Origin of the sequence: Acinetobacter silvestris (assembly GCF_002135235.1) — a bacterium.
In the GTDB taxonomy this organism is placed as follows: Bacteria; Pseudomonadota; Gammaproteobacteria; order Pseudomonadales; family Moraxellaceae; genus Acinetobacter; species Acinetobacter silvestris.
In genome coordinates this window covers 78773-100203 of the sequence record NZ_NEGB01000009.1, presented here as the reverse complement: position 1 = coordinate 100203, position 21431 = coordinate 78773, and the positions used below count along the sequence as shown (strand labels likewise).

The following is a 21431-nucleotide window of genomic DNA, read 5'->3' as shown; positions in this document are numbered from 1 at the left end:
AAGAAGAGGGTGGTCGTCATACTCCATTCCTTAACGGTTACCGTCCACAATTCTATTTCCGTACAACTGACGTAACTGGTGCGATCCAATTACAAGAAGGCGTGGAAATGGTTATGCCTGGTGACAACGTAGAAATGTCAGTAGAATTAATCCACCCAATCGCAATGGACCCAGGTCTACGTTTTGCGATCCGTGAAGGTGGTCGTACAGTTGGTGCTGGTGTAGTTGCTAAAGTAACTGTATAAGTATTGATTGTGTGAAAAGCGCTCCTTTGGGGCGCTTTTTTTTGTCAAAATTTAAAAAAAATAAATTGTTAGACAATAGTTATCAAAAGCTGTCCTTAACTGATATTTGCTTGTCCTTAATGGCGCTTATCGTAATTTTATAAAGTCGTAATATAAGAAGAGAGAAAAACAAATAAATGATTTAAGTGTGAAAATATCTTAATAGGAGTTATTGTCATGAATGCTAAAGTGAATATTTCCAATCGTGCTGGTGCAAGCTTTCCTGTACGCCGAATGAATTTTAATTTTGATTCAGTACCTGAGTATTGGATGGATGGCTCAGCGGGTTTAACGCATTTTATGACAGCATTGTCTGCACTATTTCCTGATGGTGAGCAACTCTTTATCGATTCAGTCCGTGCTGTCCGATATCACCCAGCAATCAAAGAAAATGAAGCCTTACAAAAAGAAATTAGCGCGTTTATTGGGCAGGAAGCAATGCATACCCATGAACATGTTGGATTTAATGTTGCAGCACAAAAATATGGTCATGATGTTAAAAAATTAGAAAGACAGACGGGTGTTGTGATCCAAACAGCACGTAAAGCTTTCGCAAAAGTGGTTAAACCCTTTGGTATGACTCAAGAAATGGTGGATTTAACTGCGACTACAGCTTTAGAGCATTTTACGGCAACTCTTGCTTCACAGTTATTAATGAATCAGCATATACAAAAAATAATGACGGATCCAACCATGTCTACGATGTGGTATTGGCATGCCATTGAGGAAAATGAACACAAAGCGGTTGCTTATGATGTTTATGAAGCAGTATTTGGCAAGGGGGTTAAAGCTTATGCACTACGTAACTCAGCATTAGTTTTTGCAATGGTTTTAATTTTCTTGGTTCAATCATCATTTGTGTTACGCCTTTTAAAAGATGATAAAAAATTGAATCTCAAAGAGTTAGGTACGATTTATAGTTATGCTTATAGTCCATCCAAAGGAATTATTACTGGGATGGGTAAAGAAATGTTGGCTTATTTTAAACCTAGATTTCATCCAAATGATTTGGATACAGTTAGTTTATTAGAAACGTGGAAGGCCAAGTTAGGTTTGTAACCTTTAAAGAATAAAGCGGCTCTGGGCAATAATAATTGCCCAGTTTTTATGTGTTTATTGGAATTGAATATACTATTGATTGGTAAATTACATATAATTCAAACTTTATTTTTAGATGATGAACGAAGATGATTCGTTTAATGCAAAAAGCTGATCTGGGTACAGTTGTGTCCATTGAAAATTTGGTTCAAAGCCATCCGTGGACGAGTAAACAGTTTGAAGAGTCAATTGAATCATATCAAAGTACAGTGATTGAGCAGCAAGGTGAAGTGGTTGGTTTTTGTATACTACAACCAGTATTAGATGAGGCGAATTTATTGTTGATGGCAATTCATCCAGGTCATCAAGGTAAAGGATTAGGTTTTAAGTTGTTAGATCAATCAATGACATTACTCAAGAATAATCCGATCCAAATTTTTTTAGAGGTGCGGGAGAGTAATCTATCTGCAATCGCATTATATGAAAAATCTGGATTTCACCAAATTGATTTACGTCGCAATTATTATTCAACTGCAGCTGGCCAGCGCGAGCATGCGATTATTATGGTGAAGTCATGCAGTGATGATTTTTCTCAGCTTTTTAAATCCTAATGAGACTCGGAATATCAATTGTTTAAATTTTTGATCAATAGAATATTAAACAATTGATAAGGCTGCCATATTCAAGATTATTTGATGAATAATTCATTCCATTCAGAAGATAGCGTGGTCATCAGCATATCTCCCAATTGTTTAATTTCTTTAGGGTTTAGGGTGCGGTTTAAACGGCGCCATTGACCATCTAGTAAGAGCTCAATCGGGGCATATTGTGATTTATAATTCATTTTATTGGAGTGGGGTACTAAGTAGCCTAAATATACATACTCTTGATCAATCGATTGAATATATTCAATTTGTTTTAAAATGGCAAAAACACCGAGTGAGCGGCGGCTTTCGTCTGGATCAAAGAATGTATACACAGCAGATATACCATCATCCAACATGTCACAAGTTGAAACACTGATAAGTTTGTCATCTTTCCAAAGCTCTAGAAAGAAACTTTCAGAACAACTATGGATTAAAAATTTTTCAAACTGATCATAGCTGGGAGGGAACATATCCCCGTCAGCATGACGTTCAATGATATATCTTTCATATAAATTATAATGAACAGAGCTGGCTTGTTTTGTTGGGATAATCTTCATGCTGAGGTCTTGATTACGTTTCCATGCTTTCTTTTGAATACTATTCATTTGAAAACTATTAACAGGTACGCGGCAAGACAAGCATTGACGACATAAATGACATTCTGGGCGATAGACAAAATCACCACTACGTCTAAATCCCATTCGTGAAAGTTCTGACAAGGTTACGACATCAATACGATGAACCGGATCAAGAAACACCATTCTTGCCGATTTATTTTCTAAATAACTGCAATCGTGTGGTGGCGTAATATAATATTGTAAGTCATTTAATAGGGACTTCGGATGATAAGAGTTCATAACTGTACGTCCCTCCTTTTTTGTCATTCCATTAATCGTGCATTTAACGCTATTGTTTTACTTGAAAATACACCTTCCTGATATTTTTTCCAATCTATAGGAGGGTGTTTAATTACATCTTGTAACGAATTAAGGTACGCTTGTCGAGAAAGTGTACAAGCACCGAGGCTGAGTAGGTGTTCATTGACCAATTGACAGTCAATCCAAGGCAGATGATTTTCTTGGCCAATCAGCATAAGCGTATAAAAGGCCATTTTGGACACATCCGTTTCGGTACTGAACATGGACTCACCAAAACAGCCTTGTCCAATAGTGACACCATATAACCCGCCAACAATTCTATTGCCATCCCAAACTTCAATACTATAAGCATGACCTGCATCAAAAAGTTGGCAGTATCCTTCCATAATTTCTTCGGAAATCCATGTTTCATCGGCATAACTGCGAGGTAGTGCACATGCGCGAATCACGTGGTCAAAAGCATGATTAACCGTAATTTTATAATCCATTTTTTTCATATTGCGAACTAGTGATTTACTGGGGTGGTAATCATGAGGTCGAATGATGCAACGCGGTTCAGGACACCACCAGCAAATGGGTTCACCTTCGGAAAACCACGGGAATAAGCCATGGCTATAGGCTTCAAAAAGTGTAGAAGGTGAAAGGTCAGCACCTATGCAAATCAGTCCTTGTTCATCAGGATCAGCTTCAATTGGATTTGGAAAAATATATTGAGAGGGCGCTAATGTGAGCATGGAGACCAACCTAAACCTTAAAGATTGCTATAAAGTATTCAAAATTGTGTTTTATCTTCTATTATAAAAAAACCGTCCTAGGTAGGACGGTTTTTAGTTTAGCTGAAATTACTCACCTAAAGCATCTAAATATTTCTCTGCATCTAATGCTGCCATACAGCCTGAACCAGCAGAAGTAATGGCTTGACGGTAAATACTGTCCGCAATATCCCCAGCTGCAAATACACCAGTAACAGATGTTGCAGTTGCATTACCTGTGGTACCGCTTTGAACTTGGATATAACCATTGCGTAAGTTCAACTGACCATCAAACATTTCGCTATTCGGTTTATGCCCAATGGCAACAAATAAACCTGATGCTTCTACTGTTTGAGTCGTATCATCTAAAGTTGATTTTATCCGAATACCAGTCACACCAGCAGAGCTGTCACCCAATACTTCATCAACTTGGTGGTTCCAAATAATGCTAATTTTGCCTTCTTTTTCTTTTTCAAATAAATGATTTTGTAAGATTTTTTCTGAACGTAAAAAGTCACGACGATGTACTAAAGTGACATGAGAAGCAATATTTGAAAGATAAAGTGCTTCTTCTACAGCGGTATTACCACCACCAACAACCATCACTTTTTGGTTTTTATAGAAGAAACCATCACAAGTTGCACAAGCACTGACGCCTTGCCCCATATAGGCTTGCTCAGATTCAAGACCTAAATATTGTGCAGTTGCACCTGTCGCAATAATTAAAGCATCACAGGTATATTCACCCATATCGCCTTTTAAAACGAATGGACGAACCTTTAAGTCAACCTCATTAATATGATCATACAAAATTTCTGTACCAAAACGCTCTGCATGTGCTTGCATACGTTCCATTAATGCAGGGCCTGTTAAACCTTCAGGATCTCCAGGCCAATTGTCGACTTCAGTTGTGGTGGTGAGCTGACCACCCAATTGCATGCCTGCAATCAATGTTGGTTTTAAATTCGCACGTGCTGCATAGACTGCAGCGCTATATCCTGCAGGACCTGAACCTAAAATGATTAACCTTGAGTGACGAGCGCTCATTTAGACATCCTTTTGATATAAAAAATATAGAATCTGTTAAAATTATACGTGAAACTTGAGCGCAGTTGTGTGAGTTCGATGTGGATAATATTGATCATCTAAATCGAATTGAGCTATATAGGGTTTATGTATAATAGGGTTAACAACATACATAAACTATCGTGCATCTTTTTTTTAAGAACAGGTGCATAATATAAGCATTTCTGATGTGAAGATAGTGACTCACATCTACACAAGAATATTAATGAAAAATTGGTTACAGGACAGTATATGACTGCGGTGTCGAGTGTTTATGCACAGCGTTTATTATTAACATTATTCTTGATTTCATTTGGGATCTATCTGTTTTTGGCGACAGTGACTTATACCCCATTTGATCCAGGTTGGATGCATATATCAAGCGATACTCAACAAGTGTCGAATGCCAGCGGTGTGGCAGGAGCTTGGATTGCAGATTTGCTGTTTGGTTTTTTAGGATGGGCAAGTTTACTCATCCCAGCATTATTATTTGCTGAAGCCATACACGTATGGTGGCCAAGAAGTTTCTTAAGTCGTCCATTCCGCTATGCTGCGCAATTTTTTATATTATTGACGACAGCAAGTTTATTGTATCTGCTTTGGAATGTTCCAGCAGATACTTTAGACAATGCTTCAGGCGGTATTATTGGTTATGAGTTGGGGCAAAGCCTATCACAACTTGTCAGCATTTATGGTGCAGTCACTTTTCTGGTTTTATTTTTATTACTTTTAACCACCTTGGTTTTTGGGATTCAGTGGAATAAAACTTGGGCGACTTTAAAAGCGACACCTGCATATCTACAAGATTTATTTTATAAAAATGTGCCTGAGAGCGAGTCGGCTTATGACTTAACCACATCAATTAAGCATCCAAAAACTAGCGTTGCAAGTGTGGTAGAACCAGAAGTGGAGAGGGAAGATGTCGTTCCTACTTCTGCTACTGCTTTGAAAACATCGAAACAGCATTTGGCTGCAGAACGCTTATTTGAAGATCTTATTGTCGATAAGGAACACACGCAAGAACGTGACGAAAGTGATTTCAGTGACATTGATGAGGTTGAGTTTGAAAAAACTTTAGAAAAAGCTCATCGTTTAGAACAAGAGAGTCAACGTGTTGTGCCTACAGGTGAAGTCTGGAAAGCCTTGCATCAAGAAAGTGATCATAAACGAGATATTGATGCATTACTTCGCGCTGCAGATGATGATTTAGCCATCGCTAAATCGCCACACAATTTAGACAGTTTATCGTCAACGATTCATACACCACAAAATACGACGGTTCCTTCGCAACGCTCACATGATGAAAATCATATCGATTGGGATGATGATGAAGTTTTTGATGAGCTATTGGCTGTTGTTCCTGAGGGTAAGATTGCGACTGATGTGCATAGTCCTTATCACGCAGTCAGTGAGACCACGACTCAGGCTATGACGCAAGCTTCAGTAGCTGCGGTTGCATCAACACCGTTGATTAGTCCAAATATTGCTTCACAGGTTGCACCAAAACCACAAAATTTAGCAGATGAACTTGATGATTTAGCATTGTTGGTTGAGGATGAAGAAGCGCAAGTGGTTGAAGATGAAGAACCACAAGTAGTTGAACCTGTGCGTACGACAAGTAGCTATGCACAATCTACACCATTTATAAAAGCTGAAATTCAAACCCATTTACCGCCTTCGACCACTGTTTCAGAAGAAGAGAAACAGCGTATTACTACGGATAAAGATGCTTTTAGAGAGGCTTGGCAAGAAACAGCAGGGCAGTCAGAGGACCAAGAAACTTCGCTTGAAGTCGATGACTTTGATTTTGATGCACCATTAACGGATGCATCTGGCCGACCAATGTCACGTGCCATGCAAGTCGCTGAAAAAAGACGAGATCTGCCAACTTTGCCGGGATTGGAAATACTCGACAAGGTTGATCCGAATAAAAAAGTTAATTTTACCGAGGAGCAATTGGCACGGCTTTCAGAGTTACTTGAAATTAAGTTACAAGAGTTTAATGTCAAAGCCAAGGTGATTGAAGCTCAACCCGGCCCAGTTGTAACTCGTTTTGAATTAGATTTAGCACCTGGTGTGAAAGCCTCGAAAGTGACCAATATTTCCCGTGATTTGGCCCGTTCAATGTCGATGGCATCGGTTCGTGTGGTCGAAGTCATCCCAGGTAAACCTTATATTGGAATTGAAGTTCCGAATAGTACTCGTGAAATGGTACGTTTAATTGAATTATTAGAAACTCCGACTTATCGAGATCCAAGTGGTTTAATTACTATGGCTATGGGTAAGGATATTTCAGGTAATCCAGTCCTCACTGATTTAGCAAAAGCACCTCATATGTTGGTTGCAGGAACTACAGGTTCAGGTAAATCTGTTGCCGTAAATGCTATGATTTTGTCAATGTTGTTGAAATATACTCCAGCCGACCTGCGTTTGATTTTAATCGACCCAAAACAGCTTGAACTTGCCAACTATAATGATATTCCACATTTACTTACGCCTGTCGTTACCGATATGAAAGATGCCGTAAATGCATTGAATTGGTGTGTGAATGAAATGGAACGCCGTTATAAGCTGATGTCTTATCTGAAAATTCGTAAACTGTCAGATTATAATCGTAAGGTGGATGAAGCTATTGCCAATGGTGAAGATCTGATTGATCCGACGTGGAAAGCAAGTGATTCGGCTACACGTGAACGTGCGCCACGTTTAGAGCCATTACCATCGATTGTGATTGTTGCCGATGAATTTGCAGATATGATTATGCAAGTCGGTAAGAAAGCTGAAGAAATGATTACACGTCTGGCACAAAAATCACGTGCTGCAGGGATTCATTTATTGCTGGCGACACAACGTCCATCTGTGGATGTAATTACAGGGCTGATCAAAGCCAATATTCCGACGCGTGTTGCACTGCGTGTGAATAGTAAAATTGACTCACGTACAATCCTCGATGCAGGTGGTGCGGAAGATTTGCTCGGGCATGGGGATATGTTGTTTTTAGGGCCAGGTAAAATTGAGCCTGAACGTGTTCATGGTGCATTTATTTCCGATGATGAAGTCAACCGTATTTGTGATGCATGGCGTGAACGAGGACATCCAAATTATGTGGATGAAATTTTAACGCCTTATGATGAAGAGCCAACATCACGTGGTTTTGAAGATGGTGATAGTGATCCAAGTCGTGATGCTTTATATGACCAATGTGTATCTTTTGTTTTAGAAACACGGAAAGTTTCTGTTTCATCGTTACAACGTAAATTTAGCTTAGGTTATAACCGAGCTGCACGTATTGTTGATCAAATGGAAGAGAATGGAATTGTAAGCTCGATGGGTACGAATGGTAAGCGTGAAATTTTAGTTTAATGTTTGCAGAATAAAAAAAGCCTCTTTTAATAGGGGCTTTTTTTATTACATTTTTTCTTGGAGAAATGGTAAATTTCACATTAATATAGGGCTTACGATCATAAAGGTATTCGAAAATGTTCATCGCATTATGTACCTTGGTGTTTATCCATTTTTGTGCATTGATAACACCGGGGCCAGACTTTTTTTTAGTCTCTCAAACAGCAATTAGTCGTTCACGTAAACAGTCTATGTTTGTGGTTATGGGGATTACTGTGGGAGTGATGTTTTGGGCATTTTTAGCACTAATGGGATTAAATATTATTTTTGAAAAAATGGCCTGGTTAAAACATGTCATGTTGATTGTAGGTGGTATTTATTTGTGTTGGTTAGGTTTTCAATTGTTGAAATCTGCTTTTAGTAAAAAAATAGCGACTGAAGTACATACGTTTGAATTACCACAAAGTAATTTACGCTTCTTTTTAAAAGGATTTTTGACTAATTTGTCTAATCCCAAAGCTGTGATTTATTTTGGCAGCGTTTTTTCATTATTTTTAGCGAATCCAGATTTGGACGGCGTACATTCTTTACTGTTTATTATTGTCTCTGTAGAAACTGTAATTTGGTTTGGCTTTGTCGCATTTGTTTTTTCATTACCGCGCTGTAAAGCTGCATATCAGAACTCTGCAAAATGGATTGATGGAATCTCAGGTGGTATTTTTAGCTTGTTTGGTGCGTACTTAATTAGTAGTAAATAATTTTATAAAAAACCTGCCAACAAGGCAGGTTTTTTATTTATTCATAAAAATGAACTAAGAAAACTTAGCGAGAACTTCTAAAAAACCGTCACGTTGTCGTGGGAATTCTGCGATTACATCATGAATACGTTGACCTTCATGATTGGTTGCGTTGATATTACGACCATCCGCTACAAATTGAGTGAGTAAGCGTGCATAGTCATTGGGACGCATATGTTTAAAGGCATGATAGAGCACATGAAAATCTGCATTGCTGCCTGCAGGAGGAAGTTGGGTTAAATAGGCAAAAACACGCTCGTCTGACCATTCTTCATTGAAAGTTGCTGGCTGTGAAAGTGCCATAACAGCATCTCCTCAAATTTTGATTGTAAAAAAGGCAAAATAACTCGCGCTATTTTGCCTTGAATCAATGCACTTGACTAATCAGAAATGAAATTAATGTTCTTCAGGTAAATTGATATTCATTTCAAGCATTTCGATATTCGCTTCAGAACGTACAGACATTTGAATATGTTGTTCATCAACACCACGAACATAACGATTCACGACCTGCATGATTTCTTTCTTCATTTGGTCAATTTTATCTTGGCTTAAGCGTTTGCCTAAACCTTGTTCGGATGCAACAATGACTTTTAAACGGTCTTTCGCAGTTTGAGCGCTCGATGGTTTATCATCATTGCTAAAAAGTTTACTCCAGAATCCGGCCATTATTACGCTCCAAATAGTCGTGCTAACCAACCCTTAGGTTTCACCGTGATGTGGCGATACAGGCGATCTTCACCAAGGAAGCGAGCAACAAGGTCATCATAAGCCTGACCAGCGCTGGTTTCGTCATAAAGAATGACAGGTTTACCTTCGTTAGATGCTTGTAAAACGCTAGGACATTCAGGGATTACACCTAAAGTCGGTACACGTAAAATATCTTTAGAAATATCGTCAATCGTTAACATTTCTTGTTTATCTGCACGTTCTGGGTTGAAGCGTGTGATACATAAATGCTTACGAATACGACCTTCGTTGTTTTTTACTTTCTTGGTCTTGCTATCTAGCATCCCAATAATACGATCAGAGTCACGTACTGAAGAAATTTCAGGATTGGTGACAATAATCGCTTCATCTGCATGGTACATGGCTAAAATTGCACCACGTTCAATTCCAGCAGGTGAGTCACAAATGATATAGTCGAACTCTTGTGCAAGTTCATCCATGATACGCGCGACACCATCATCAGTCAGTGCGTCTTTATCACGTGTTTGTGATGCAGGTAGAATATACAAGTTTTCGATGTCTTTATCACGAATCAGTGCTTGTTGTAAGCGTGCTTCATTATTTAAAACATTGACGAAATCGTAAACAACGCGACGTTCACACCCCATAATAAGGTCTAGGTTACGTAAACCTACATCAAAATCAATGACGACGGTTTTATGACCACGAAGGGCTAAACCTGTTGCAAAAGATGCACTAGTCGTAGTTTTGCCTACGCCACCTTTGCCTGATGTAACGACAACAATTTTGGCCACCGAATCCACTCCTGTTATGGTCATTTCTTCCCTTTATCGAGGGAAGTTTATTATGGTGTTTAATTTATACCTTAAAATTGCAAGGCTTCAAAGACAAGTTCTTGTTGGTCATTTAAGAAAATATGCACAGCTTTTTTGACAACATCCTGAGGGATATCATCTGCTACACAATAAGTCCCCGCAATAGAAACCAATTCAGCCTCTAATGAATGACAAAAAATTCTTGCAGTTGTATTTCCGCCTGCACCTGCGATTACTCTACCACGAACACTTCCGTAGATATGTATATTTCCTGATGCAATGACTTCCGAACCACTGTTAATGCCTGCACTAAGAATAATATCGCCATAGTCTTGGACTAAACTTTGTCCAGTTCTTAAAATTTCATCATGATAAGAGGTGACATGGCTAACTTTTAGTGGTTTTGGAGCAGCTTGCACTGGAGCTACTTGATCTATGACTCGCTGTTCGGTTTCAACTGGTGTTTCAATGACTTGTTCTTTGCTGGCTTTAATACGTTGTAATGGTCGGTCAGCAGCGAGCACTGGAAATTGGATCGCACGTGCCTGATCTCCAAGCAAACCATCAATGACTGCCATTGGTTGTAAATCTAAGCTTACCAAGAGCTGAATGAGCGCAATAAGTTCTTGTTCAACCGTTGTATCAATAATGACTAAAGCCCCTTGATAAGAGGTTTCAGCCATCATATTGTTCAATTGCTGGCGGATGGCATTTTGATCATTTGTATCAAAGGTTAATCGGGTAAAATTAACCATTCTGCCTGTAATCCGGATATCAGCCATAATTATTCCTTAAAAGGCTTGTGACCTATTTATGCGAGTCAAAGTCAAACTGTAAATTAGCGCAAATGCTAGACCAAATTGATTGATTTCACTAGCAAAGATACAAATAATTTTAATAAATTGCTTATTCTTTTGCTTGATCATTTTTATCCAGTACAAGTTGCCACTGTTTAATTTTGACTTGTTTGCGCAAGGATTCTAAACTTTCATAGACAGCAGATTCAACGAGTTCTTCAAGTGTCTGATTTTCTATATTTAAATTACTCACTTTTTCCGAAACTAAATGATAAATCGCATTGGGTTGCTGAACAGTACCTTGGGTGAGTGGTTCAATTAAGCCTAGCGTAATATTTTCCCCAAGATGCTGTCCAATACTTTGAATTTGATTTTCGATCATACTACCAGCAATAGGAATTAATCTGAGAAGTTGCGTCAATTGTGGCGTGTCTTCAATCGCTTTTTTTACAATTTCTCCAACATTATCTGCAATATAGCGTTGTTGTACTTTTAGTTCAGTTGCGAGTGATTCTTGTAAAAGTTCAGCAACCGCTTTGGCAAATAAGTCGCGGTGATGATCTACAAGGTTATGAATAATTTTTTTATGGCTTGAGCTGGTATTTAGTTCATGGCGAATACCATCAATCACAGTAATCACAACACGATCTGAAAGTTCTTCCATGACCACGTTATAATAAAATAAGATTTTATTTTTGATACTTTCGGGAATCACTTGATAGCCAAGTTCATGTAGTCGATAACCAATGATTGCGGCACGAATGAGTCTAAGAAAGCGTAGATAGGGGATAATCGCGAGAACTTCATACCAATGAATAAAAGGGAAAAAGAACCAACGTCGATGATGTTTATGAATGATCGAAATCAACCATCGAATGAGTAATTCAAACACTAAGAAGGTAATGAACCAACTTTCAGTTTTAATCACCCAAGGATGTAAGTCGGTTTTATAATAGGTGAGTACTGACGTTAAATGGATTTGATCAAAAAACCAAGCAGCAAAATTACTAATTAAAAAAGCATTAGCACATAAACAAACCAAGTTGACGATAATAATGAACATCATGAAAATATCGTAAACTAAAAAAAGTTTCCATGCGGCGGTGTCATGTCGTGTTGCACGGTAGCCTTTTTTATGGGGTGTTGCTGGGTCGCTCATATCAATCCTGTGTTTAACTCTATTTATGCTGCTGCACTTTGATACTGGGACTTCATTGCTGTAATCAATTGATCTTTTTCAGTCCACAGTTGGTCTACCCAGTGCTGGAAACGTTCACGGTATTCTGCATCATCTTCATAATTTCCACCATGTACCCATGCTGGAATTTGAATTTTACGCAAATTTACTGCAATACGAGAGACTTCACCTAGCCAAAAATCACCATAGCCTGGTGCTCCATCAGGATAAACAATAGTCATATCAACCAGTGCATCAATTTGATCGCCTAGAATATTCAGGGCTAAAGCCAACCCGCCAGCTTTTGGTTTTAATAAATTGCGATATGGAGACTTTTGTTGTGCATGTTTTTCAGGGCTGAAACGTGTACCTTCCAAATAGTTTAATAAAGTGAAGGGTTGGCTCAGTAATTGCTCGCAGGCTTTACGAGCTTCATTCATATCTTTGTATTTAAGCTCAGGATTTTTTTCAATTTGTGCTTTGGTATGTCGTTTCATCATGGGGAAGCCGAGAATTTTAAAGGCTTGCCCGACAAAGGGAATAAAAATGAGTTCCCATTTGGTAAAAAAGCGAGTCAGTGGCATACGGGTTAATCCAAAATATTGATTCACCGTGGTGTCGACCCAGCTTTGATGATTACAGGTCATCAGATAACGACCTTGCATATTCAGGTCTAAATCATCATCAATACTGATGTCCCAATTCAAATTGGGTAAGAGCTGATCAATCAGCCAATTATTGATGGCTAACCAACTGTTGGTAATATTGATATTGGTCGCATCAACTTTAGGTGATTGTTTAATCAGCTTGGTTAAACCTAATGCTAAAACAGGAGGGCCGTGAAAAAATGTACTTCCTGTAATGATTGTTCCAACGGTTAGACCTTTTGTTATTTTTTTTAAAATAGGTTGTTTCTGTTGTTGATATGACATAAAACTGTCCTAATGATGACGTCATGAAAATGTATTTTAGTTTAAATATAGTCGTAGTTTTATGATTTAAAAAGTATCAAATGCAAACTATGTACAAATTATGATGAATGGACATTATCTATTTAAATTATTATTACAAAGTGTAACAAAAACAAAGCTTGTTAACAAAATGTCTATGGTTGCATTTGATTTTTTCAATCAATATTGCAATATACGAAACAAATAAACATAAACTGGAGAAGCGCGATGCGTGCACTAGCAATTTCTGCTGTAGTTGGGGCTTTAGTATTATCAGGTTGTCAAACTACAGGTAATAATATTGGCGGTATGGAGTACGATAAAGCTGCTTTAGGTGGTTTGATTGGCGCAGCTGCTGGTTATGGTCTATCTCGAGGTAATGCAAATTCATCAGCACAAAATAATCGTGCCGCAGCAATTGGTGCAGCTCTAGGAGCTGGTACTGGTTTATATCTTGATAATAAAGAGAAAAAATTACGCCAACAAATGGCGGGAACAGGTGTTGAAGTAAATCGTAATCCAGATGGCTCTGTTGGTTTAATTATGCCAGGTAACATTACATTCGATACCAACCAATCAACAATTAAATCTAATTTTTATTCAACGTTAAATAAGGTAGCTCAAACTTTAACTGAAGACAATAAAAGTGCGATTTTAGTGACAGGTTATACTGATAGCACGGGGAATGACTCAATCAATATCCCATTGTCTCAGGCACGTGCTCAATCTGTTGCAAGTTATTTAGCGAATCAAGGTGTGCCTCGTTCTCGAATTAATGCGCAAGGTCATGGTTCAGCAAATCCGATTGCATCAAATGCTACTCCGGCAGGCCGTGAACAAAACCGTCGTGTAGAAATTAGTATTTATGCCGCAAACTAGTTTAAAACCGATATAATCCTAATCGAATCATATATTTCTATGATTCGATTTTTTTTCATCTAATGAATGGATAGGGTTTTAATGCGCGTACTTGTAATTTCTACTGTAATTGGGGCTTTGGCTCTTTCTGGTTGTCAAAATATGGAATATGACAAAGCAGCCATTGGTACAGGTTTAGGCGCTCTTATTGGTGCTGGTATTGCATATTCGAATGCAGATAAAGATAAAATGGGTCAAGCTGCAGCGATTGGTGCAGTTGTTGGCGGTGGTGCAGGTCTTTTGCTTGATCGAAAAGAAAAACGCTTACGCCAAGAATTGGCAGGTACTGGTGTTGATGTAAGCCGTAATCCAGATGGTTCAATTAACATGGTTATGCCAAGCGTTACTTTTGCAAGTAGCTCAGCAACCATCCAACCGAAATTCCAAGCTGCGTTGAACGATGTTGCACGTGTATTGGCTGAAGGTGGTACAGCAAGCAAATTAGCACTGGTGATTCATGGTCATACAGATAACACTGGTTCTGCGGCAATCAACAACCCATTATCACAAAACCGCGCACAATCAGTATTGAACTACTTATCAAGTCAAGGTATTTCAGCGCAACGTATGACTGCACGTGGTTATGGTGCTAGTTCACCAATCGCAGATAATTCAACTGCCGCAGGTCGTGAACAAAACCGCCGTGTCGAAATTACAGTTTATGAAACGAAATAATCTGAATTAGATTTATGGGTTTTAAAACCACCTTCGGGTGGTTTTTTATGGCTTGAAATTTGTGATGGGAAATATCATTAAGCATTAGGCAAGTCATGTTCAGAAGACTATAATCTAGCGCAGAAATGAAAGAGGAAAAACGATGTCTAAAGCAAGTCAACTGAATGACAAGCAACTTGAAGCCATGAAATATACTCAAGGACCCTTGTTAGTACTTGCAGGGGCGGGTTCTGGTAAAACTTCGGTTATTACCCGAAAAGTTGCATATTTAGTACAACAGTGTGGTATTCCTGCACACCGTATTACTGCAATGACGTTTACCAATAAAGCCGCACGTGAAATGAAAGAGCGTGTTGGTAAATTATTATCGAAAGAAGAAGGTAAAGGTCTTTCTGTTTCGACATTTCATACTTTTGGTTTAAATTTATTACGATTAGAGATCAAACATACACCTCTTAAAAATAATTTTTCAATTTTAGATGCAGATGACTGTAAACGTATTTTAATGGATTTAATGCACCGTGATAATTTATCGGGTGCAGAGAGCAAAGAATTAATTGCAAAAGCAATGAAGAAAATTTCAGATTGGAAAAATGATCTGATTATGCCTGAGCAATCGCATAGTACATGTGAAACGCCGGAAGATGTACAGTTTGCACATTTATATCAACTGTATGAGCGTAATTTACGTGCATACAATGCTGTTGATTTTGATGATTTGATCGTGATGCCAACACGTTTATTACAAGAAAATGCCGAAGTCCGCGACAAATGGCAAAATCGAGTCCGTTATCTTTTGGTGGATGAATATCAAGATACTAATACGGCGCAGTATATTTTAGTGAAATTACTGGTTGGGGTAATGGGGCAATTTACTGCCGTAGGGGATGATGATCAGTCCATTTATGCATGGCGTGGTGCAAAACCTGAAAATATGGCTTTGCTCAAAGAGGATTTTCATAATTTAAAAGTAGTCAAACTAGAACAAAACTATCGTTCAACCAGTCGTATTTTAAAAGCAGCCAATCATGTGATTGAAAATAACCCACATCTTTTTGACAAGAAATTGTGGAGTGATAAAGGGCATGGTGAGGTCATTCGAATTATTACTTGTCGTAATGATGATGATGAATCCGAACGCGTTGTAAAAGATTTACTCACGCATAAATTGATGAATGGTAAAAGCTGGAAAGATTATGCCGTGTTGTATCGTGGAAATTTCCAAGCGCGTGTTTTAGAAACTCAACTCCGTCAAATGCAAATTCCTTACAAGCTTTCAGGTGGTCAATCGTTCTTTGGCCGTGCTGAAATTAAGGATATGATGAGTTATCTCAGAATGATCATTAATCCTGAAGATGACAGCGCTTTTTTACGGATTATTAATACACCAAAACGGGCAATTGGCCCAGTTACACTAGAGAAGTTAGGCTTATTTGCACAAGAGAATCATCTTTCTCTCTTGGCAGCAGCCAGTGATCAGCGCTTAACCATGGTCATGCCAAAGAAAGCCACGACGCAATTGGCAGAATTTGCGGAATTTATTGAGAATTTCACCCGTGAATTATTAGATGATGATGAACCTGTCCCTAAAATTCGACAGATGATGCATGAAGCGGGTTATATCGACTATGTCCGTGAAACAGCGGCAACACCTGCACAGGAAAAAACCAAGCTAGATAACATGGAAATGCTATATAGCAGTATCCAAAGTCTTATCAATCGCGCAGATGATGTTGATGAGCGCAATATTGAAAGTGTGATTCGTAAAATGGTCTTACTGGATATGTTGGAGCAGCAACAAGAGGACGAAGATACCGATAAAGTCAATCTTCTGACCTTACATGCATCAAAAGGTTTGGAATTTCCATTTGTATATATTATGGGGCTGGAGGAAGAACTCCTGCCACATAAGAACTCAATCGCTGCGGAAACCATCGAAGAAGAACGTCGTTTGATGTACGTTGGCATTACTCGTGCTCAACAAGGTTTAACTTTAACGCTTGCAGAGCAGCGTAAAAATGGCGGTCAAATGAAACAAATGACCCCAAGTCGCTTCTTAGATGAATTACCGCAAGATGATTTGGATTGGTTAGGCCGTAAGAAAAAATTGGCTGAAAATATTGATCCAAAATTACAGGCACAGCATTATTTGCAAAATTTAAAAGCACTGTTAAAACGTTAAGTTTTAAAGGTGTTGTGTGAAAAGTTTTAGAAACCCATAGGATTTTATGATGAAAGTTCAAGTAAAAGTACTTGATAAACGTTTAGGTCAAGAATGGCCAATGCCAACGTATGCAACTACAGGTTCGGCTGGTTTAGATCTACGAGCTTGTGTAGATACCGCGATTCAAATTGAACCAGGTCAAACTGTGTTAGTTAAAACGGGTATGGCGATTTATATTGAAGATTCAAATTTTGCGGGTTTAATTTTACCGCGTTCAGGTCTAGGTCATAAACATGGGATCGTACTTGGAAACTTAGTTGGTCTGATTGACTCGGATTACCAAGGTGAGCTGATGGTTTCAGTTTGGAATCGCAGCCAAATAATCTTTAATTTAGAACCAGGTGAGCGTTTAGCTCAATATGTACTGGTGCCAGTGATTCAAGCTGAATTTGATTTGGTCGATGAATTTAAAGCGACCGAACGTGGTGCTGGTGGTTTTGGGCATACGGGTCAAAATTAAACTATTGGTATAGTTGATAAAGGAGCTTGAAAATTCAGGCTTCTTTATCAAAATTTGATTTTTTAACAAAAAGTATATTTATGATATATTCATCAGTTAAATCGAGTCGCTTAGAAAATTTCTAACTTCCGCAGATATCCTTTGAAAGTATCCAAATCAGAGATACGAATACTTTACTCATAGACGTGAGTGAAGGATGAAGCAACCAGAAGTATTGCTTATGAATATACCTATTGAATTTCCACATCAAATTTTCCGCGCTTATGATATTCGAGGAAAGGTGGAGTTATTAAATCCGGCAATCATTCATGCGATTGCAAGGGCATTGGTTAGTCAATTCCAAAAAATGGGACAAACGCAAATCGTCATTGGCTATGATGCACGTCTCAGCAGTCCTACCTTCGCAAAAATAATTGAGCAAGTCTTTATACAGCATCAATTTAAAGTCGTTGCGATAGGTTGTTGTTCTACTCCACAAATGTATTTTGCCGCACGTCAAACTCATGGCAATGGCATTATGGTGACTGCAAGTCACAATTCTAAGACCGATAATGGCATCAAATGGGTAATTCAAACTGAACCGCCTAGTCCTGAAATGATTCAAGATGTTGGCGAATTAGCCTCACAATTGCTATTCAATCAACCACAAATGTTTGAGTTGTTTCCAGTAGAACACGATATAAAATCTGAGTTTTGTGTGTCTTATCAGTCTGTATTACTTCAAGACATTCAGCTTAAACGTCAGTTTAAAGTGGTTATTGATGGCTTGAATGGTTCAGCAGGATATTGTGCACAACAAGTGTTGACGAAATTAGGCTGTGAGGTGATTGCATTACGCTGTAATGCCGATGGTCACTTTCCCGATCATGCACCAGATCCATCACAAGCCAAACATTTAGAGCTGCTTCGACAGAATATATTGCATTATCAAGCAGATTTTGGCATTGCCTTAGATGGTGATGGTGATCGCGTAGTATTACTAGATGAACATGCACATATTATTTCAGCTGATCGTTTATTGGCTTTGTGTGCGCAAATGTGTTTAGAAAGTCACCCAAAGCATGAAATTGTATTTGATGTGAAATGTTCAGCTATGGTTCGCCAAGTGGTCGAGCAATTAGGTGGACAAGCCAAAATGTTACGTACGGGTAGTAGCTTTCTACGCAGGTATATGTCGCAATCAAAAGGCTTTGCCGTTTTTGGTGGTGAATATGCAGGGCATTATGTATTTAATGATGGTCGAGGATTAGGCTACGATGATGGACTGTATGCTGCATTACGTGTGATGGAGTATTTAAGCCAATTTCCAGATATGACTTTATCTAAAATTTTGGCAGTCTATCCTGAACGTTTTTATACGGAAGATACTTATATCAGTACTCGCGGTATAGATCCTCAAATACTCCTACGTGAAATTGAAGAGTCTAGTCATCATTTAGATGCTGTATTGAGTAATATTGATGGGGTTAGGCTCGATTTCAAATATGGTTTTGGTATTATTCGGGCATCCAATACAGGGGAGTTTTTTACTCTGCGCTTTGATGCTGATAGTCCTGCACATTTAGATAACATTAGACAAATATTTGCTTCCATGTTGAGCGCTGGTTATCCTGTGATTGCGCAAGATATTCTGCACATGCACTAATTTTAGATTAGTTTGATTTTATAGGTTCATTGATTTAGGAGAGGGGCGAATGCCACATCAACATACTGGTACGGACAAAGCTAAAGTTTTGATTGAAGCTTTACCGTACATACAACGCTTTGCAGGTAAAACGCTAGTTGTGAAGTATGGTGGCAATGCCATGACTGATCCAGAATTGGAAAGTTCATTTGCACGCGATATTGTCTTGCTGAAAACAGTCGGTTTAAACCCCATTGTTGTACATGGTGGTGGTCCACAAGTGGATTCATTGCTGAAACAATTAGGACGTGAATCAGACCGTATTGATGGTATGCGCGTGACTGATCCAGCAACCATGGAGGTGGTTGAAATGGTACTCGGTGGCAGTGTGAATAAATCGATTGTTAATTTAATTAATCAGCACGGTGGTCGTGCAATTGGTTTAACTGGAAAAGATGGCAATTTACTGCGTGCACGTAAATTATTAATGGAAAAAATAGCTGAAGATGGTTCTGTTCAACAGATTGATTTAGGCTTAGTTGGGGAAGTTGTTGGGGTTAAAACAGATGTTTTAGAAATGTTTACCGACAGTGATTTTATTCCTGTAATTGCTCCGTTAGGGGTAGATGATGAAGGCAATACCTATAATATTAATGCTGACCTTGTCGCAGGTAAAGTTGCAGAAGCCCTAGGTGCGGAAAAATTGATTTTATTGACCAATATTTCAGGGGTATTGGATGAAAATAAAAACTTATTGACGGGTTTAAGCACGCATGAAGTCGATCGTTTGATTGAAACGGGTGTCATCTATGGCGGGATGATTCCTAAAGTCGGTTGTGCTTTAGATGCAGTGAAAGGTGGTGTGGTGAGTGCACATATAGTCGATGGACGCGTACCACATGCCACATTACTTGAAATATTTACCGATCATGGTATTGGAACGTTAATTACCAATCGAACCAAGTCACTGTAAAATCATGTTGATCATCATCAAAGTCACTTAATGTGGCTTTTTACATATTTCCAATCTGATTTTTTATGATCGCTTGAGTTGTTAAAAGGATCTGGCATCTTAAATGTGTTTGCAAGAAATCGAATAAAATACACTTGTTTGCAGTTTTTCAGATTTGCAAGCAAGGGTGTACTCATGCACAATATTGATATAACTAAAAGTTACATGAAAAAATTATGTGTCAATTGCTGGGAATGAACTGTGCAACACCAACGGATATTACATTTTCTTTCCGTGGTTTTTCGCAACGTGCGGGAATTACTTCAGATCATTGTGATGGTTTTGGGATTGCATTTTTTGAAGATAAAGGCTGCCGCTTATTTGTCGATAATCAATCTGCGGTTGAATCTCCTATTGCCGAGTTGATTCGAAATTATCCGATCAAATCTCGCAACGTCATTGCACATATTCGTAAAGCAACACAAGGTAAAATTACCTTAGAGAACTCCCACCCATTTAGCCGTGAGTTATGGGGCAGACAATGGATATTTGCACATAATGGTGATTTACATGGTTTTAACCCACGTTTATCTGGTCGTTTCACACCTGTTGGAAATACAGATAGTGAGTTAGCATTTTGCTATATGCTTGAAAAATTTGTAGAAAAATTTGGCTATGTCGAACCGAGTTTAGCGCAAATATTTGCATTACTTAAAGATATTGCACCACAAATTGCTGAATATGGGACGTTTAATTATTGTTTGTCGAATGGACAGGCTTTATTTAGTTACGCCACCACCAAGTTGCATTGGTTGGTTCGAGAATATCCATTTCAACATGCTCAATTGATCGATTTAGATGTAGAAGTCGATTTTAGTACAGTCACTACAGCAGAAGATCGCGTTGCGGTGATTACAACTGAACCTTTAACTTATAATGAAAACTGGACTCCATTTAAAGCTGGAGAAATGATTTTATTTCAATCTGGTCGTCCAATATTAACGGCTCTAACGCGGGTAGAAAGATTAATTCGTGAAGAGCAGAATCCAGAATTAAAACGCATGACTAAAGCAGATCAATACTAGTTTATTCTATATAAATAAAATTTTAAATAAAATAATTATAATTCAGTTTTTAATAAAAAATATTTGGATTTATTTATTTTAACGTCACTATAAACCGAATATTTAACATGGTTTTTGAGATATTAATTCAGTTTTTATTTATATAGATGGTTAAATAATAACTTACCCTTTTGGTCTGGTTAAAAAATAAAATAAATATTTAACAATAACTTGTGTCTAAATTCAAAATTTTTGGTTAAACCCGAGTAATACGGTTGATTT

General features: G+C 38.2%; 21 protein-coding genes. 12 read left to right on the top strand and 9 right to left on the bottom strand.

Annotated elements, in window-relative coordinates; genetic code table 11:
- The 3 genes from B9T28_RS13480 to rimI form a co-directional block, all read left to right on the top strand.
- On the top strand, window positions 1-245 hold a 245-nt coding region (locus tag B9T28_RS13480; protein WP_491046957.1), incomplete at its 5' end, for an EF-Tu C-terminal domain-related protein.
- Window positions 246-461: 216 nt separating this feature from the next.
- Window positions 462-1343: a metal-dependent hydrolase gene (locus B9T28_RS13475; protein WP_086204497.1), complete on the top strand. Its 882-nt coding sequence runs from the start codon at window positions 462-464 to the stop codon at window positions 1341-1343.
- A gap of 128 nt (window positions 1344-1471) precedes the next feature.
- The gene (rimI, locus tag B9T28_RS13470; RefSeq protein ID WP_086204496.1) at window positions 1472-1933 is read left to right on the top strand and encodes a ribosomal protein S18-alanine N-acetyltransferase; all 462 of its coding nucleotides are present in this window, start codon (window positions 1472-1474) and stop codon (window positions 1931-1933) included.
- Between the two features lie 77 nt (window positions 1934-2010).
- Here rimI and B9T28_RS13465 read toward each other — a convergent pair whose 3' ends face one another.
- The 3 genes from B9T28_RS13465 to trxB all read right to left on the bottom strand — a co-directional run bounded on the left by B9T28_RS13465 (window position 2011) and on the right by trxB (window position 4646).
- Window positions 2011-2826, bottom strand: a complete 816-nt coding sequence (locus B9T28_RS13465) for an arginyltransferase (protein ID WP_086204495.1) — start codon at window positions 2824-2826, stop codon at window positions 2011-2013.
- 23 nt (window positions 2827-2849) lie between these two features.
- Window positions 2850-3581: a leucyl/phenylalanyl-tRNA--protein transferase gene (gene aat / locus B9T28_RS13460; RefSeq protein WP_086204494.1), complete on the bottom strand. Its 732-nt coding sequence runs from the start codon at window positions 3579-3581 to the stop codon at window positions 2850-2852.
- Window positions 3582-3689: 108 nt separating this feature from the next.
- Window positions 3690-4646 (bottom strand): thioredoxin-disulfide reductase, encoded by a 957-nt coding sequence (trxB, locus tag B9T28_RS13455; protein ID WP_086204493.1) that lies wholly within the window; start codon window positions 4644-4646, stop codon window positions 3690-3692.
- A 270-nt stretch (window positions 4647-4916) separates the two neighbouring features.
- Here trxB and B9T28_RS13450 point away from each other — a divergent pair, with 270 nt between their 5' ends.
- Window positions 4917-8027 carry a DNA translocase FtsK gene (locus tag B9T28_RS13450; RefSeq protein WP_086204492.1) on the top strand — a complete coding sequence of 1037 codons (3111 nt, stop codon included), beginning with the start codon at window positions 4917-4919 and terminating at the stop codon, window positions 8025-8027.
- A gap of 116 nt (window positions 8028-8143) precedes the next feature.
- The gene (gene rhtC, locus B9T28_RS13445; protein ID WP_086204491.1) at window positions 8144-8764 is read left to right on the top strand and encodes a threonine export protein RhtC; all 621 of its coding nucleotides are present in this window, start codon (window positions 8144-8146) and stop codon (window positions 8762-8764) included.
- Between the two features lie 54 nt (window positions 8765-8818).
- Here rhtC and B9T28_RS13440 read toward each other — a convergent pair whose 3' ends face one another.
- The 6 genes from B9T28_RS13440 to yihG all read right to left on the bottom strand — a co-directional run bounded on the left by B9T28_RS13440 (window position 8819) and on the right by yihG (window position 13214).
- Window positions 8819-9106, bottom strand: coding sequence for a PA4642 family protein (locus tag B9T28_RS13440; RefSeq protein WP_086204490.1), 288 nt, complete (start codon window positions 9104-9106; stop codon window positions 8819-8821).
- A gap of 93 nt (window positions 9107-9199) precedes the next feature.
- Window positions 9200-9472, bottom strand: a complete 273-nt coding sequence (gene minE, locus B9T28_RS13435; protein WP_086204489.1) for a cell division topological specificity factor MinE — start codon at window positions 9470-9472, stop codon at window positions 9200-9202.
- Window positions 9473-9474: 2 nt separating this feature from the next.
- Complete coding sequence (minD, locus tag B9T28_RS13430; protein WP_086204488.1) at window positions 9475-10287, bottom strand: septum site-determining protein MinD; 813 nt, start codon at window positions 10285-10287, stop codon at window positions 9475-9477.
- Between the two features lie 71 nt (window positions 10288-10358).
- Window positions 10359-11090, bottom strand: a complete 732-nt coding sequence (gene minC / locus B9T28_RS13425) for a septum site-determining protein MinC (RefSeq protein WP_086204487.1) — start codon at window positions 11088-11090, stop codon at window positions 10359-10361.
- 124 nt (window positions 11091-11214) lie between these two features.
- Window positions 11215-12264 carry a hypothetical protein gene (locus B9T28_RS13420; protein ID WP_086204486.1) on the bottom strand — a complete coding sequence of 350 codons (1050 nt, stop codon included), beginning with the start codon at window positions 12262-12264 and terminating at the stop codon, window positions 11215-11217.
- Window positions 12265-12287: 23 nt separating this feature from the next.
- Window positions 12288-13214, bottom strand: a complete 927-nt coding sequence (gene yihG / locus B9T28_RS13415) for a 1-acylglycerol-3-phosphate O-acyltransferase, YihG family (protein ID WP_086204485.1) — start codon at window positions 13212-13214, stop codon at window positions 12288-12290.
- A 246-nt stretch (window positions 13215-13460) separates the two neighbouring features.
- Between yihG and B9T28_RS13410 the strand changes: the two genes are divergently transcribed.
- From B9T28_RS13410 to B9T28_RS13380, 7 genes are all read left to right on the top strand, one after another.
- Window positions 13461-14111 carry a YiaD family glycine zipper/OmpA-like lipoprotein gene (locus tag B9T28_RS13410; protein WP_086204484.1) on the top strand — a complete coding sequence of 217 codons (651 nt, stop codon included), beginning with the start codon at window positions 13461-13463 and terminating at the stop codon, window positions 14109-14111.
- Between the two features lie 81 nt (window positions 14112-14192).
- Window positions 14193-14825, top strand: coding sequence for a YiaD family glycine zipper/OmpA-like lipoprotein (locus tag B9T28_RS13405; protein WP_086204483.1), 633 nt, complete (start codon window positions 14193-14195; stop codon window positions 14823-14825).
- 142 nt (window positions 14826-14967) lie between these two features.
- Window positions 14968-17007, top strand: coding sequence for a UvrD-helicase domain-containing protein (locus B9T28_RS13400; RefSeq protein WP_086204482.1), 2040 nt, complete (start codon window positions 14968-14970; stop codon window positions 17005-17007).
- 49 nt (window positions 17008-17056) lie between these two features.
- Window positions 17057-17509, top strand: a complete 453-nt coding sequence (dut, locus tag B9T28_RS13395; RefSeq protein ID WP_086204481.1) for a dUTP diphosphatase — start codon at window positions 17057-17059, stop codon at window positions 17507-17509.
- A 220-nt stretch (window positions 17510-17729) separates the two neighbouring features.
- Complete coding sequence (locus tag B9T28_RS13390; protein WP_086204504.1) at window positions 17730-19154, top strand: phosphomannomutase/phosphoglucomutase; 1425 nt, start codon at window positions 17730-17732, stop codon at window positions 19152-19154.
- A 49-nt stretch (window positions 19155-19203) separates the two neighbouring features.
- Window positions 19204-20106, top strand: coding sequence for an acetylglutamate kinase (gene argB / locus B9T28_RS13385; protein WP_086204480.1), 903 nt, complete (start codon window positions 19204-19206; stop codon window positions 20104-20106).
- Between the two features lie 215 nt (window positions 20107-20321).
- Window positions 20322-21170, top strand: coding sequence for a class II glutamine amidotransferase (locus B9T28_RS13380; protein ID WP_086204479.1), 849 nt, complete (start codon window positions 20322-20324; stop codon window positions 21168-21170).
- Window positions 21171-21431 lie beyond the last annotated feature (261 nt).